The organism is Corynebacterium sp. (assembly GCF_022712195.1).
Lineage (GTDB): Bacteria > Actinomycetota > Actinomycetes > Mycobacteriales > Mycobacteriaceae > Corynebacterium.
Genome location: NZ_JALAGY010000060.1, coordinates 1 through 13,847 on the forward strand (window position 1 = coordinate 1; position 13,847 = coordinate 13,847).

The 13,847-nt window shown below is 68.8% G+C and carries 12 protein-coding genes and 1 pseudogene; 7 read left to right on the forward strand and 6 right to left on the reverse strand.

Features of this window, described 5'->3' with window-relative positions:
• From Q0A34_RS07510 to ilvD, 3 genes and pseudogenes are all read left to right on the forward strand, one after another.
• Nucleotides 1-674: pseudogene (locus tag Q0A34_RS07510) on the forward strand (hypothetical protein); the annotation flags it as partial.
• 93 nt (nucleotides 675-767) lie between these two features.
• Complete coding sequence (locus tag Q0A34_RS07515) at nucleotides 768-1,358, forward strand: PH domain-containing protein (RefSeq protein WP_291479382.1); 591 nt, start codon at nucleotides 768-770, stop codon at nucleotides 1,356-1,358.
• Between the two features lie 109 nt (nucleotides 1,359-1,467).
• Complete coding sequence (ilvD, locus tag Q0A34_RS07520) at nucleotides 1,468-3,315, forward strand: dihydroxy-acid dehydratase (RefSeq protein ID WP_291479383.1); 1,848 nt, start codon at nucleotides 1,468-1,470, stop codon at nucleotides 3,313-3,315.
• 47 nt (nucleotides 3,316-3,362) lie between these two features.
• Here the strand turns inward: ilvD and Q0A34_RS07525 are convergent, their stop codons facing one another.
• Nucleotides 3,363-4,109 carry an SDR family oxidoreductase gene (locus Q0A34_RS07525; protein WP_291479384.1) on the reverse strand — a complete coding sequence of 249 codons (747 nt, stop codon included), beginning with the start codon at nucleotides 4,107-4,109 and terminating at the stop codon, nucleotides 3,363-3,365.
• 31 nt (nucleotides 4,110-4,140) lie between these two features.
• Here Q0A34_RS07525 and Q0A34_RS07530 point away from each other — a divergent pair, with 31 nt between their 5' ends.
• Nucleotides 4,141-6,504 (forward strand): ATP-binding cassette domain-containing protein, encoded by a 2,364-nt coding sequence (locus Q0A34_RS07530; protein WP_291479385.1) that lies wholly within the window; start codon nucleotides 4,141-4,143, stop codon nucleotides 6,502-6,504.
• Here Q0A34_RS07530 and tctA read toward each other — a convergent pair.
• The 4 genes from tctA to Q0A34_RS07550 form a co-directional block, all read right to left on the reverse strand.
• Entirely contained in the window at nucleotides 6,501-8,039 is a 1,539-nt protein-coding gene (tctA, locus tag Q0A34_RS07535) for a tripartite tricarboxylate transporter permease TctA (protein WP_291479386.1), read from the reverse strand. The two genes, Q0A34_RS07530 and tctA, sit on opposite strands and share 4 nt — an antisense overlap.
• Before the next feature lies 1 nt (nucleotide 8,040).
• Nucleotides 8,041-8,577 carry a tripartite tricarboxylate transporter TctB family protein gene (locus Q0A34_RS07540; protein WP_291479387.1) on the reverse strand — a complete coding sequence of 179 codons (537 nt, stop codon included), beginning with the start codon at nucleotides 8,575-8,577 and terminating at the stop codon, nucleotides 8,041-8,043.
• Nucleotides 8,574-9,605, reverse strand: a complete 1,032-nt coding sequence (locus Q0A34_RS07545; RefSeq protein WP_291479388.1) for a tripartite tricarboxylate transporter substrate-binding protein — start codon at nucleotides 9,603-9,605, stop codon at nucleotides 8,574-8,576. Before Q0A34_RS07545 ends, Q0A34_RS07540 begins: the two co-directional genes overlap by 4 nt.
• Before the next feature lie 242 nt (nucleotides 9,606-9,847).
• Entirely contained in the window at nucleotides 9,848-10,651 is an 804-nt protein-coding gene (locus Q0A34_RS07550) for a TetR/AcrR family transcriptional regulator C-terminal domain-containing protein (RefSeq protein WP_291479389.1), read from the reverse strand.
• Between the two features lie 69 nt (nucleotides 10,652-10,720).
• Between Q0A34_RS07550 and Q0A34_RS07555 the strand changes: the two genes are divergently transcribed.
• Nucleotides 10,721-11,698, forward strand: a complete 978-nt coding sequence (locus Q0A34_RS07555; RefSeq protein ID WP_291479390.1) for an ATP-binding cassette domain-containing protein — start codon at nucleotides 10,721-10,723, stop codon at nucleotides 11,696-11,698.
• Nucleotides 11,695-12,477, forward strand: a complete 783-nt coding sequence (locus tag Q0A34_RS07560; protein WP_291479391.1) for an ABC transporter permease — start codon at nucleotides 11,695-11,697, stop codon at nucleotides 12,475-12,477. Before Q0A34_RS07555 ends, Q0A34_RS07560 begins: the two co-directional genes overlap by 4 nt.
• Here the strand turns inward: Q0A34_RS07560 and Q0A34_RS07565 are convergent.
• A complete protein-coding gene (locus tag Q0A34_RS07565; RefSeq protein ID WP_291479392.1) occupies nucleotides 12,467-13,351 on the reverse strand; it encodes an ArgP/LysG family DNA-binding transcriptional regulator in 885 nt (294 codons plus the stop codon). The genes Q0A34_RS07560 and Q0A34_RS07565 overlap by 11 nt on opposite strands.
• Before the next feature lie 70 nt (nucleotides 13,352-13,421).
• Between Q0A34_RS07565 and Q0A34_RS07570 the strand changes: the two genes are divergently transcribed.
• Nucleotides 13,422-13,847, forward strand: a 426-nt coding sequence (locus Q0A34_RS07570; protein ID WP_291479393.1) for a LysE family transporter, incomplete at its 3' end; no start/stop codon positions are given.

The window sequence follows — 13,847 nt, forward strand, 5'->3', positions numbered from 1 at the left end:
ACCCCGACGACCCCGCCACCGAGGTCCTCCCTTCCCCGGGGTCGGACGAGACCGCGGCCACGGCGTCCCACGGGGAGAAGTCCGACCTCGCCGACATCGTCGACGGGCCCTACGAATCCAAGACGAAGAACGTCCTGAGTTTCGGAGGGCGCTTCCGTCCGTCGACCGCCGGGCTCTTCATCGCCCTGGTGGTCGTCGGACTGCTGGCCCTGTTCTCCAGTAACCCGGAGGACGCCGACCAGCCCGGCATCCTGTCTCCCGACCGTTGGCGGACCGCCGGCACCGAGGTGGAGTCCACCGAGACCCCGGAGACCACCTCGCCGGAGAACGACGTCAACACCGTCCCCGACACCGAGGACAATGTCACACCGGACGAGTCCGGAACGGACCAGAACTCCGGGCAGACCGACGGCCAGACCGACGGCAACGGCTCCGGGAACCAGGGGGAGGCCGGGCAGTCCGGCAACACCGGGAACACCGGCGGCACCGGGCCCCAGGGCGGCGGAAACTCGACCGACACCGGTGGAAATTCCGGCGGCAACACCGGCAACACCGACTCCGGAGGAACCGGAACCGACGGCACCGACGGCACCGGCGGGGCCACCCAGAACCAGGGCCAGGCCGGCACCCAGTCCAATGGCGCCGACAGCGGCGGGCAGACGACCTCCCCGTAACCACGGTCACTGACCGACACCTCCCCCATCGCCCGGACCACTTGGTCCGGGCGATGTGTCTGCGCGGGAGGCGGGCTGATTAAATGGACCACCATGAGCTCCGTGGAGTCACCCGCACTGCCCCACCAGGTCCGCACGGACCAGGCCCACCTGATCGCCGGCGTCCTCATGCTCGCCATGTCGTTCGTCGGCGTCGCCTACGCGCCGAAGATCCTCTTCTGGCTCCCCCTGCTGCCGGTGGTGTTCATCGTCGGCGTACTCCGCACCCGGACGGAGTTCACCGAACGGGGGATCACGGCGCGCTACCTCCTTCGCCCGACAAAGTCATTGGCGTGGGACGACTTCAAGGCGTTACGATTCACCCGCGGAGGCAAGGCACTCGCCGTCAGCACGACCGAGAAGACCTTCCCGCTGCCCGGAGTGAGCTTCAATTCGCTGGTGACCCTGGCGGAAGTTACCGGAGGCAGGATCCCCGACCCGGTGACCCCGAGTCTCTCCGCCATCGACGAGAAAGTCCGGGTCGTCGAGCGTGACAGCGGTCTGGCCGTCCTCATGGACGAGGACGAGTACGGCGAGTACGAGGCCGCACGCCGCGCCAGCCACATGGCACGTGAGGAACTCGAACGGCGCCGGGCCGCGAACGCGGACCGGGACGACACCCCCGCCCCGTCCGACGACAGCTGACCACTGTCCTGCTACGGACACCGCTACCCCACACCTGCACTCTTCACCGACGTGACTGCCCACGGGCCGGCAGTTCCCCGAGGCCCGACGAGAGGACGCTTTTCCCATCATGAACGAGATCTCCTACCGGTCATCGGTGACCACCCAGGGACGCAACGCCGCCGGTGCACGCTCCCTGTGGCGCGCCACGGGCATGACGGACAGTGACTTCGACAAGCCGATCATCGCGATCGCGAACTCCTACACGCAGTTCGTCCCCGGTCACGTCCATCTCAAGGACGTGGGGGACATCGTCGCCGAGGCCGTCAAGGAGGCCGGTGGCGTCGCCCGGGAGTTCAACACCATCGCCGTCGACGACGGCATCGCCATGGGGCACTCCGGCATGCTGTACTCCCTGCCGAGCCGCGAGATCATCTCCGACTCCGTGGAGTACATGGTCAACGCCCACCAGGCGGACGCCATCGTGTGCATCTCCAACTGCGACAAGATCACCCCGGGCATGCTCAACGCCGCCATGCGGCTGAACATCCCCGTGGTCTTCGTCTCCGGCGGCCCCATGGAGGCCGGCAAGGCCGTGGTGGTCGACGGCGTGGCGCACGCGCCGACGGACCTGATCACCTCGATCTCCGCCTCCGCCAGCGAGCAGGTCTCCCGTCAGGGTCTGATGACCGTCGAGCAGGCCGCATGTCCCACCTGCGGTTCCTGCTCCGGTATGTTCACCGCCAACTCGATGAACTGTCTCACCGAGGCCCTCGGTCTCTCGCTGCCCGGCAACGGGTCCACCCTGGCCACCCACTCGGCCCGGCGTGAGCTCTTCAGCGAGGCCGGCCGCACCATCGTCGACCTGTGCCGTCGCTACTACGGCGACGGCGACACCTCGGTGCTGCCGCGCAACATCGCCACCAAGGAGGCCTTCCAGAACTCCATGGCCCTGGACATGGCCATGGGCGGCTCCACCAACACGGTGCTGCACATTCTCGCGGCCGCGCAGGAGGGCGGGATCGACTTCGACCTGTCCGACATCGACGAGCTGTCCCGTACGGTGCCCTGCCTGTCCAAGGTCGCTCCGAACTCCGACTACCACATGGAGGACGTCCACCGTGCCGGTGGCATCCCCCGCATCCTCGGCGAACTGTGGCGGGGCGGCAAGCTCAACGAGGACGTCCACACCGTCCACTCCGCCAGCCTCGCTGAATGGCTGGAGAAGTGGGACGTCAGCGCGGAGGCGCCCTGCAGGGAGGCGGTGGACCTCTACCACGCCGCCCCGGGTGGCGTGCGCACCACCGAGCCCTTCTCCACCGACAACACCTGGGACGAGCTCGACCTCGACGCCGAGAACGGCTGCATCCACGACGTGGAGCACGCCTTCACCTCCGACGGTGGCCTGGTCATCCTGCGCGGCAACCTGTCCCCGGACGGTGCGGTCATCAAGTCCGCCGGCATCGACGAGTCCCTCTGGCACTTCTCGGGCCCCGCGCTGGTGGTGGAGTCGCAGGAGGAGGCGGTGGACGTGATCCTCAAGAAGAAGGTCGCCCCGGGAGACGTGATCGTGGTGCGTTACGAGGGCCCGTCCGGCGGCCCGGGCATGCAGGAGATGCTGCACCCCACGGCCTTCCTCAAGGGGTCCGGCCTGGGCAAGAAGTGCGCGCTGATCACCGACGGACGGTTCTCCGGCGGTTCCTCGGGGATCTCCGTCGGCCACATCTCCCCCGAGGCCGCCGCCGGCGGGCTGATCGGGCTCGTCGAGAACGGCGACACAGTGACCATCGACGTGCACAACCGTCGGCTCACCCTGGACGTGCCGGACGAGGAGATCGCCCGGCGCCGGGCCGCGGTGGAGGAGTCCGACTCCCCCTGGCAGCCCGCCACCCGTCAGCGTAAGGTCACCAAGGCTCTGCGCGCCTACGCGAAGATGGCCACCAGTGCCGACAAGGGCGCGGTCCGCGAGGTCGACTAGCCCCTGCCGCGCGTCATCGTCCGCGCAGTGCGGTGAGACACCTCCGCCTACATGGTGCCCGGGTAGGCTCCCCCGTCCACCAGGACGTTCTGCCCGGTGACGTACCCCGCCTGCGCCGAGCACAGGAAGGCGCAGGTGGCACCGAACTCCGAGGGGTCGCCGAAGCGCCCGGCGGGAATGCCCTCGGGCGAGGGGTCCTCCCCGCTTCCGGTCTGCCGCAACCGCGCTGTCGCGAACCGTCCGGGCAGCAGGTTGTTCACCGTCACATTCGACGCCGCCAGTTGCGGCTGCCGTGCCACCCCCGCCACGAACCCGGTCAGTCCGCTCCGTGCCCCGTTGGACAGGCCGAGTGTCGCGATCGGCGCCTTCACCGCCCCCGAGGTGATGTTCACCACCCGCCCGAATCCACGCGAGGCCATGTCGTCCACCGTGGCCCTGATCAGTTCGACCGGTGTCAGCATGTTGCGGCGGAGGGCCGCGAGCCAGTCGTCCTCGGTCCAGGAGCGGAAGTCGCCGGGCGGCGGTCCACCGGCGTTGGTGACCAGGATGTCGACCTGTGGTGCGGCCTCGAGCAGGTTCGCCCGGACGTCCGGCCGGCTGATGTCGCCGACGACCTCGTGCACGGTCACCCCGTGCCGGCGGAGCCGTGCGGCGGCCTCGGCGAGCGGCCCGGCGCGGCGCGCGTTGACGACGAGGTTCACCCCTTCTGCGGCCAGTGCGTCGGCGCAGCCGTAACCGAGTCCCTGGCTGGACGCCCCGACCACCGCCCATCGATCTCGTATCCCGAAGTCCATGTCTCCACGCTACCGCCTAGAATGGTCGGCCATGCCAGTCACGAGTCCAGACATCCGAGTCCATGACGCCCACCTGCGCAACCTGCGCCACGTCTCGGTGAACATGCCGCGCGGGAAGCTGGTGGCCGTCACCGGGGTGTCGGGGTCGGGGAAGTCGTCCCTGGCGTTCGGCACGATCCACGGGGAGGCCCAGCGCCGGTACCTGGAGTCGGTGGCGCCGTTCGCCCGGCGGCTGATCGCCGGTGCGGTGGACCCGCGGGTGGGTCGTGTCGACGGTCTGCCGCCGACGGTGGCCCTGGAGCAGTCCCGCAGCGGCGGCGGGGCGCGGTCGACGGTGGGCACGTTCTCCACGGTGTCGAATTCAGTGCGCCTGCTGTTCTCCCGGGCCGGGACGTATCCGGACGAGGTGCGTCAGCGGGTGGGACGGTTGGATTCCGACCGCTTCTCCCCCAACACCGCCTCGGGGATGTGTCCGACGTGCCAGGGCACCGGCACGGTGCACGCTCCGACGGAGGGGTCGATGGTGCCCGACCCGTCGTTGTCGGTCGACGAGGGGGCGATCGCGGCGTGGCCTGGCGCGTGGCTGGGAAAGAACTTCCACGACATCCTGGTCACACTGGGCTACCGGACGGATGTGCCGTGGTCGGAGCTTCCGCGTGAGCAGCGGGACTGGATCCTGTTCACCCCGGAGAAGCCGGTGGTCACGGTGCACCCGGTGCGTGGGGCGGACCAGATCCAGCGGACCTACGACGGGACGTGGAGGTCGGTGGCTACGTACCTGCGGGAGACGTTGGCGTCGACGTCCTCCGACGCGACCCGTCGTCGGGTGCTGTCGTTCATGGAGCATTCGGTGTGCCCGTCGTGCGAGGGGCGCCGCCTGACGTCGGACGCCCTGTCAGTGACGTGGCGGGGAATGGCGATCGACGAGCTCAACGCCGTTCCCCTGTCGCGGCTGGCGGACCTCCTCGGGTCGGGGGCCTCGCCGTCGGAGGCGGAGCGTCTGCTGCTGGAGCAGGTCGCGCCCACGGTGCAGGCGGCGGTGGAGCTGGGGCTGGGGCACCTGAGCCTGGACCGTCCTGCGTCGACGTTGTCCGCCGGGGAGCTGCAGCGGCTGCGGCTGGCCTCGCAGCTGCACTCGGGGCTGTTCGGGGTGGTGTACGTCCTCGACGAGCCGTCGGCGGGCCTGCACCCCACCGAGCGGGAGGCGGTACGCGTGCTGATGTCCCGCTTCCTGGAGGCGGGGAACAGTGTGATCCTCGTCGAGCACGACATGTCTCTGGTCGCCGGCGCGGACTGGGTGGTGGACGTCGGCCCGGGGGCCGGGGAGAACGGCGGCGAGGTCCTCTGGTCGGGTCCGGTCGACGGGCTGTCCGGTCAGGACACCCCGACGGGGCGGGCACTGGCGGCCCCTGCGCCCACACTCAAGGGCGGCCCGGTGGCTGTGCGGCCTGCGTCGTCGGCGCTGCGGGTGCGGACGACGGAACGCACCCTCGACGTCGACACCCACCTGGGGCTCGGGCAGTTCACGGCGGTGGCCGGGGTGTCGGGGTCGGGAAAGTCGACCCTGGTGTCGAGCGCGCTGCCCGGCATCCTGTCGCATGACGGGGTGCGTACGGTGCACATCACCCAGCAGCCGATCGGCCGGAACTCCCGGTCGTGTCTTGCGACCTACACCGGCCTGTTCGACCAGGTGCGCAGACTGTTCGCGGGGACGGAGGAGGCGCGTCGCCGGGGATGGTCGGTGTCACGTTTCTCCTACAATGTCGCCGAAGGCCGCTGTCCCACATGCAACGGTGAGGGGGCGATCGAGGTGGAGCTGGTGTTCCTGCCCGGCAGCTACACGACCTGCCCCGACTGCCACGGGGCCCGGTACAACGACGAGACGCTGGAGGTCACCTGGCACGGACTCACCGTGGCCGAGGTCCTGGACCTGACGGTGGCCGGTGCCCTGGAGGTCTTCGCCGGGGAACCGGCGGTGCTCACCGCCCTGCAGGCCCTCGACGCGGTGGGGTTGTCGTACCTGCGCCTGGGCCAGGGCGCTCCGGAGCTGTCGGGCGGGGAGGCGCAGCGCATCAAGCTGGCCACGGAACTGCAGCGCAGCCGACGGGCGCGGCGCGGGACGACGACGGTGCATCTGCTGGACGAGCCGACCACCGGCCTGCACCCGTCCGACGTCGACCTCCTGGTCACCGAGCTCAACCGGCTGGTGGACGCCGGTGACTCGGTGGTGGTCGTCGAACATGACGTGCGCGTCATCGCCCAGGCGGACCGGGTGGTGGAGTTGGGCCCGGGTGCCGGCGCCGCGGGCGGGAGGATCGTGGCGGACGGAACCCCCGCCGAGGTGGCGGCGGCGGACACCGCGACCGGGTCGGCGTTGCGGGCCGCCGGAGACTAGGCCCCGGTCACCTCAGCAGAGGCGGCTTTCTGCCGTCGCAGTCGCGCCCGGGTGACCACTGCACTGCGTATCGACAACAGGAGTACGACACCCAGGATGCCGTAGATGGTCCAGGTGATGGGGCTGGAGACCAGGACGGTGAAGTCGCCCGAGGAGGACAACAGGGCGTCCCGGATCGAGGTCTCCGCCAGAGGTCCGAGGACCATGCCGATGATCAGTGGCGCCAGCGGGTACCCGTAGCGGCGCATGAGGAACCCGAGCACCGAGATACCCAGGAGGAGCAGCAGGTCGAACACCCGGCCCGAGGTGGCGTACACCCCGAGCCCGCAGAACAAAGCGATCCCCGCGTAAAGATAGGGCTGCGGTATCAGCAGGAGCTTCGCCCAGAGCTGCGCGAAGGGAAGGTTGATTACCAGCAGCACCACCATCGCGATGAAGAAGCTGGCCAGCAACGCCCAGACGAGGTCCGGGTTCCGGTCGAACAGAAGCGGGCCCGGCTGCAGTCCGTACTGGCGGAAGGCCGCCAGCAAGATGGCCGCCGTGGCGGAGACCGGCAGACCGAGGGCCAGCAGGGCACCCATCGCCATACCCGTCGTCGAGTTGCCGGCGGCTTCCGGCGCAGCGAGTCCGCGGATGGCCCCCTTGCCGAACTTCGGTGACGTCCGACGAGCGTCCAGGCGCCTCTCCACAGAGTATGCGAGGAATGTCGGGACCTCGGAACCGCCCACCGGAATCATGCCGAAGGGCATGCCGATCGCGGTGCCCCGTAGCCAGGCCGGCAAGGCCTCGCGGAATTCGGCGAGCTTCAGCCACGGACGCCCCGCCGACCGGGTCTTGAGATCCTGTTTCTCACGCCGTGCGCGGGAGGCGATGAAGAACACCTCCCCGAGTGCGAGGATCGCCACGGTGACGGTGACGATCGAGATCCCGTCGAACAGTTGTGGCACTCCGAGGGTGAACCGTTCGGTACCGGTTACCGAGTCAATGCCGATGGTCGAGATACCCAGGCCGATGACGAGGGCGGACAGTCCCTTGGGAACCGAATCTGAGACGACCGACGACGTGGCGACGAAAGCGAACAACGCGAGCGCGAAGTACTCTGCCGGCCCGAAGTACGTCGACAGTTCGGCGAGCAGAGGGGCGAAGAACACGACGACGACCGATGCGACGAATCCGCCGATGAAGGCGCCGATGGCAGCTGTCGCCAACGCTTGTGGCGCACGACCGGCGAGCGCCATCTTGTGTCCCTCGAACGTCGAGGCGATGGCGGAGGCCTGGCCCGGCGTGTTCATCAGGATCGCCATGGTGGAGTCACCGAAGAGCCCGCCGAAGTACACTCCGGCGAAGAAGATGAACGCCGCCGTCGGATCGAGGGCGAAGGTCATCGGCAGGAGCAGCGCCACCGCCATCGAGGAGCCGAGCCCCGGCATGACGCCCACCGCGGTGCCGAGGAGACAGCCGAGGAATACCCACATGAGATTGACCGGTGTCAACGCTCCGGCGAAGCCCTCCATCAGGAGGCTGAGCGAATCCATGTCAGAACCCCCCGCCGATGACGCCCGAGGGAAGACTGAGACCGAGTGCCACGTCGAATGCGAGATAGGCCACCGACCCCATGAACACCGACACCAGGAGGTCGAACAAGGGGCGGCGTGAACCGAACCCCCGGGCCACGCACCAGAACAGTAGTCCGGAGGCGAGGATCCAGCCGAGCCACGGCAACAGGACGGCGAAGGCCAGGAATCCCAGGACCGTCCACCCGAGGGCCGGGAAGTCCGAGTGGAACCGTGTGGCCTGTTCTGACGCGCCTTCCACGTGCTCCGGACGGCGGATGATGCCCACGGTGATCACCGTGGCGAGAACAAGGCCGATGACCCCGATCAGTGTCGGAAAGAACCCCGGTCCGGGGAAGTCCGCGTCGGGGGTGTCCATGGTCTTCGATCCGATAATGAGGAAGAAACTGAATCCGGCGATCACACCGGGCATGATCAGCCCGGACCTGCCCGCCCAGACTGTGCCGGCGCCGACCGGTGTGGCGTTCCGCGGTGAGGTGGTGTCGTGTGTGGTGGTCATTGTCCCATCTCCTCGAACAGGGCGGTGATCCTGTCCGTCTCGTCACGGATGTACTGTTCGAGCTCCTCGCCCTGCAGTGGCGATTCGCGCCAGTAGTTGCGTTCCACTGTCTCCTGCCACTCCGGGGTCTCCACGGCCTCGGCGACGACGTCGCGTAGCTCCTCGACGTCCTCAGGTGTGGCGGAGGGTGGGGCGAAGAGGGCTCGCCAGTTGGTGATGGTCACATCGAGCCCCTGCTCCGTCAGAGTCGGGATCGCCTCGATCTCGGGGCTCCCGGAGAGTCGCTCCTCGGCGACGACACCCAGCACCTTCAGCCGACCGGACTCGACCTGCGGGTAGATGTCGGCGAAACCGCCGGCGGTCACGTCTGCGGTGCCGTTGAGAAGTGCCTGTATGGCCTCGCCTCCGCCGTCCGACGGGATGTAGATGCTCTCGGACACAGGGACCCCGAGCTCCAGGGCGATGTCCGTCATGACGAGCTGGTCGAAGGAACCGCCACCGGTCCACGCCAGTGAACGTGGGTCCTTGGTCCATGCCTCAGCGACGTCGTCCATCGAGTCGAGGGGCGAGTCTGCGGGAACCGCGATGATGTCGTACTCCTCGAGAACCTTGGCCACCGGGGTGACGTCCTGGATCCTGGACGGGGTGCCGAACTGGACCTGCGCGGTGATGTGTCCGGAACCGCCGACCATGAGGTTGTTGGCCTCTGGTTGCTGGGCGAGGACACCGATGCCGATGGTTCCTCCCGCTCCGGGAACGTTGACCACCTGGACGTTGTTGACGATTCCGTTCGTTCTCAGGGTCTGCTGCAACTCGCGCTGGAACGTGTCCCAGCCTCCGCCGGCGGCGGCTGGCGCGATGAGTGAGAGGTTGCCCCTGACGTCCGTGCCGCCGGAGGCGGACCGGACGGAGAAGAAGGATGCCGTCCCGATGACGATGACGGCGACGACGGCGAAGACCGCGGTACCGATCCTGCGGGACCGGGACTTCGGGTGTTCCGGAGGACCCGGGGCCTTGGGGTGACTCATTGGAGCTCCTTGACGGGTCCCGGAGGAAGTGGCCGGGACACGCGGCTCGAGGGACTGTGACACCGGACGCTGCCGGAGACCTGCGCAGTACACACCGTCGGAGCGAGGGCGGAACGAGCGGAATCAGGGAGTGCCGAGCCTTGAACAACAACCATAATGGCAGGAAAGTATTCACTTGGCAAAAGCGCATGGTGCGCGCCACAACTCGAGGGACGGGACACCCCGGAGAGACCCGGGAGCGATCAGGCGCCGTCCGTCGCGCCGGCGGCGGCGAGCCTGGTCCGGACGCCGTCAAGGATGATCTCGAGTCCGTACCGGTAGACCGCGGCCGGGTCGGTGATCGCCTGGTATTTCTCCCCCACCGTGGAACCCACCCGGCCGGACACAGGGAACTCCCCGTCCCCCATCACCTGCGAGAGCACGGGTTCGTTGGCCTGCCACCATTCCGCGTCCTCGTGTCCGGAGGTCCTGGCGAGTTCACGGGCGTTCACGTCGGCCGCCGCACTCGCGACAGCGTGCGACTCCACCAGCGCCACGGTGTGGTCCATGGCCACGTCGTCGAGCCCGCAACCCTCCAGGGCCGTGAGCTGCCATTCGTACCGTCGGGACACGTTCGGCCCGATGAGCGGGCGGTGGCGTTGCGCGCTGAGCAGCCACGGGTGCCGGTGGATCTCGTCCCAGGCCACCCGTGAGACCTCCCGCAGCCGAGCGGTGACGACGGCCGGCTCCGTCGCGGGGCCGTCGAACGGCGGGAGGTCGGCTCTCCCCATCACCTGGTCGACCATCAGTCCGAGAAGCTCGTCTCGCCCGGGGATGTAGGTGTAGAGGCTGGCGGCCGAGGTGTTCAGCTTCTGCGCGATCTTGCGCATCGACAGACTGTCGACTCCGCCGACCCCGGTCCTGTCGGCGTCGTCGATGGCGGTGTCGACGACCTGATCGACGGACCATTTCTTGCGTGGGCCCCGGGCCCCGGTCTCCTCTCCCATCCGGTGCCTCCACACCAGCCGGAGCATCCGGTCGGGTTCCTGACTCTTGTCGGTTGCCATGTTGACAGCATACTCCGAACGGCGTACGTTGAATCTCCCCACAACACCGTACACCGTTAGGAGTTATTGGTGAGTCCCGCCTCCCCTCCCGCCATTCACGCGGAACACCTGGTCAAGCATTACGGCACCCAGCGCGCTCTCGACGATTTCACCCTCACCGTGCCCACCGGCAGCATCCACGGACTGCTCGGACCCAACGGCGCCGGCAAGACCACGGCAGTCAACGTCCTGAGCACGCTCACCGCGCTCACCGGACGGGACACCGGCACGGCCCGCATCGCCGGCACCGACATCCACGAGGGGCCCGCCGTGCGCGAACGCATCGGGCTCGTCGGACAGTACGCCGCAGTCGACGAGGCCCTCGGCGGACACGAGAACCTCGTGATGTTCGCCCGCCTCCTGGGCCTCAGACGCCGCGACGCCCACCGCCGGGCCGACGAACTGCTCGAACAGTTCGACCTCACCGACGCCGCCGGACGCACGGTGTCCGGCTACTCCGGGGGCATGCGGCGACGCCTCGACATCGCCGTCTCCCTCATCCGACATCCCGATGTCCTCTTCCTCGACGAACCCACGACCGGTCTCGACCCACGTGGGCGTTCGGACGTCTGGGACGCCGTCCTCAGTGCCGCACGCGCCGGTACCACCGTCCTGCTGACCACCCAGTACCTGGAGGAGGCGGATCGCCTGGCCGACAGGATCAGCATCATGACGTCAGGCCGCGTCGTCGCCGAGGGGACACCCGGTGAGCTCAAGCGCAGCCGAGGAGGCGACCGCGTCGACGTCACATTCGGCCCACAGGTCTCCCGTTCTGAGGTCGCCGACGCCCTGTGCGGGGCCCCGTCCGCCCCCACGATGTCGGTGGTCGAGTCCGCCGAGGGCCTGCGCGTCAGCCTGCCCGCGCCCGCCGGCACCGTCGACCTGGTCGACACCGTCCGCCGCCTCGACGCCGCGACCCTGTCGCCTGTCGACATCGCACTACGACGCCCCACCCTCGACGAGGTCTTTCTCGCCGTCACCGACCAGTCCCACGAGGAGAAACCATGAACAGCATCACCAGCGGACTGATTCTCACCACCCGCGAACTCCGTCACTGGCGCCGGCAGCCGCTCACCCCGGTCTTCAGCATCATGTTCACCGTGATGCTCCTGCTGATGTTCTCCCTGCTTTTCGGCGGGTCGATCAGCCTGCCCGGCGGCGGGGACTACATCGACTTCCTTCTCCCCGGCATGATGGCCCTGACCATGATGTTCGGGGTCGAGGCGACAACCTCCGCCATGGCCGCCGACGCGAGGAAGGGCATCACCGACCGCTTCCGTTCGCTGCCGATCGGCGACACGTCAGTGGCGTTCGGACGGGTCGGCGCCGACATGATCACCTCTGTGGTGGAGCTGGCCGTCCTCGTCGCCGGCGGGACCCTGCTGGGATGGAGGGTCTCCGGCAGCGCGGGCGAGGCCTTCCTTGCCGTCGGGCTCCTGCTGTGGTTCCGCTTCGCCGTACTGTGGATCGGCATCTACCTGGGACTCACAGTCGGAAAAAACGACGGCGCCACAACCATGGTCCAGGTCCTCGTCTGGCCGGTCGGCTTCCTGTCCACCGCGTTCGTCTCCCCGGAGTACATGCCCTCCTGGCTGGCACCCCTGGCGACGTGGAACCCGGTGTCCGCCACCGCCACCGCTGTACGTGAACTCTTCGGTAATCCCGTCGGTTTCACCGGAGGCGACCTGGCCGGTCACGCCGTCCTCGCTGCCGTGCTGTGGCCGCTCGCGCTGGTGACGGTCTTCCTCCCGCTGTCCGCGCGGGCCTACCGCACCCTCAGGAGGTGAGTCCGACGGCAGCTGCGGCATGCACGGCGTCGGTGAGGGTACCGAGGGTGTCCGACTCCAGGCGCCAGTGCTGCCAGTACAGGGGCACCTCGATGACGTCCCCGGCGAGTCGGACCATCGTCCCCTCCTCCACGTACGGCCGTGCCGCGGCGACCGGCACCAGAGTCCACCCCAGGCCCGCCACCACCGCGTCGTTGAGACCCTCGAAGCTCGGGATCCGCGACACCCTGCGCCCCGGGCGTGGGGCCACACCCCGCGGTTCCAGCACACTGTCGGTCATCCGGTCGTGCGGTCCGATGACCAGCAGCGGCAGGGACGCCCACGCCTCGTCGCCGCGGACGGCCAGACCCTCGTGGAGTTCCGCGGCCAGACCCGGGGACCCCACCGGCCAGTACGACAGCGTGCCGAGCTCCTCGACGACACATCCCGCGACCGGTTCGGCCTCCGCGGTGACCACCCCCATGCAGTCGCCCCGGCGGAGCATCGCCAGGGACCGCTGCTCGTCCTCCAGGTTGAGCTCCAGGGACACGCCACCGGCCTCGGCGACGTGCCGGAGGACGGGGCGGAACCACGTCGCCAGCGAGTCCGCGTTCACGCCCACACTCACCGGACGTTCACTGACCCTCCCCCGCAGCCGGTCCTCGGTCTCCGACTCCAGCAGCCGCATCCGTCGCGCGGTCTGCACGAGCACCTCACCGGCGTCGGTGACCCCCACCGGCGAGGTCCGCCGGACCACCACACGACCGACATCGGACTCCAACGCCTTGATCCGCTGACTCACGGCCGACGGGCTGACCCCCGACCGCGCGGCAGCCGCATCGAAACTCCCCTCGTCGACGACGAGCAGCAGTGTGTCAAGGTGACGTGGCATCATGAAGCTCATCTTACGCAGGAAAAGAACCGCTTGCTTGTCTTCATCAGGTGGGCTTCCTAGGCTCTGCGTCGTGCTCAACGACAGTCTCCCCACGCTTCACGTCGCATTCGCCGGCCTGCTGTTCCAGCTGTCCGTCATCGCCGCCGTCGGGCCGCAGAACATCGTGCTGCTCAAACAGGGCGTCCGACGCCACGGGCTGGCCGCGGTGGTCGGCATCTTCATCGTCGGCGACCTGCTCCTGCTGCCCCTCGGCACCGTCGGGGTGGGCGTGGTCACCGACCGGCTCCCCGAGCTCCTGGAGATCCTTCGGTGGGGCGGGGTGGCCTACCTCCTCTGGTTCGCCTCCACCTGCCTCCGCGACGTCCGTGACCCCCGCGGCATCGACAGCTCGTCCCCCGCCCCCCGGCCCGTCGCCGAGGCCGGCGGCGTGTCCCTGGAGCGCAACCTGGAGGACGAGCAGCGGTCCCGGGCGATGCTCCGCCGGGGCGACTGCATG

Coding starts and splice junctions, on each gene's coding strand:
- tctA (WP_291479386.1), bottom strand. CDS start 8,039: ATGGATTCGCTCAGCCTCCTGATGGAGGGCTTCGCCGGAGCGTTGACA.
- Q0A34_RS07545 (WP_291479388.1), bottom strand. CDS start 9,605: ATGAGTCACCCCAAGGCCCCGGGTCCTCCGGAACACCCGAAGTCCCGG.
- ilvD (WP_291479383.1), top strand. CDS start 1,468: ATGAACGAGATCTCCTACCGGTCATCGGTGACCACCCAGGGACGCAAC.
- Q0A34_RS07515 (WP_291479382.1), top strand. CDS start 768: ATGAGCTCCGTGGAGTCACCCGCACTGCCCCACCAGGTCCGCACGGAC.
- Q0A34_RS07560 (WP_291479391.1), top strand. CDS start 11,695: ATGAACAGCATCACCAGCGGACTGATTCTCACCACCCGCGAACTCCGT.
- Q0A34_RS07530 (WP_291479385.1), top strand. CDS start 4,141: ATGCCAGTCACGAGTCCAGACATCCGAGTCCATGACGCCCACCTGCGC.
- Q0A34_RS07540 (WP_291479387.1), bottom strand. CDS start 8,577: ATGACCACCACACACGACACCACCTCACCGCGGAACGCCACACCGGTC.
- Q0A34_RS07550 (WP_291479389.1), bottom strand. CDS start 10,651: ATGGCAACCGACAAGAGTCAGGAACCCGACCGGATGCTCCGGCTGGTG.
- Q0A34_RS07565 (WP_291479392.1), bottom strand. CDS start 13,351: ATGATGCCACGTCACCTTGACACACTGCTGCTCGTCGTCGACGAGGGG.
- Q0A34_RS07525 (WP_291479384.1), bottom strand. CDS start 4,109: ATGGACTTCGGGATACGAGATCGATGGGCGGTGGTCGGGGCGTCCAGC.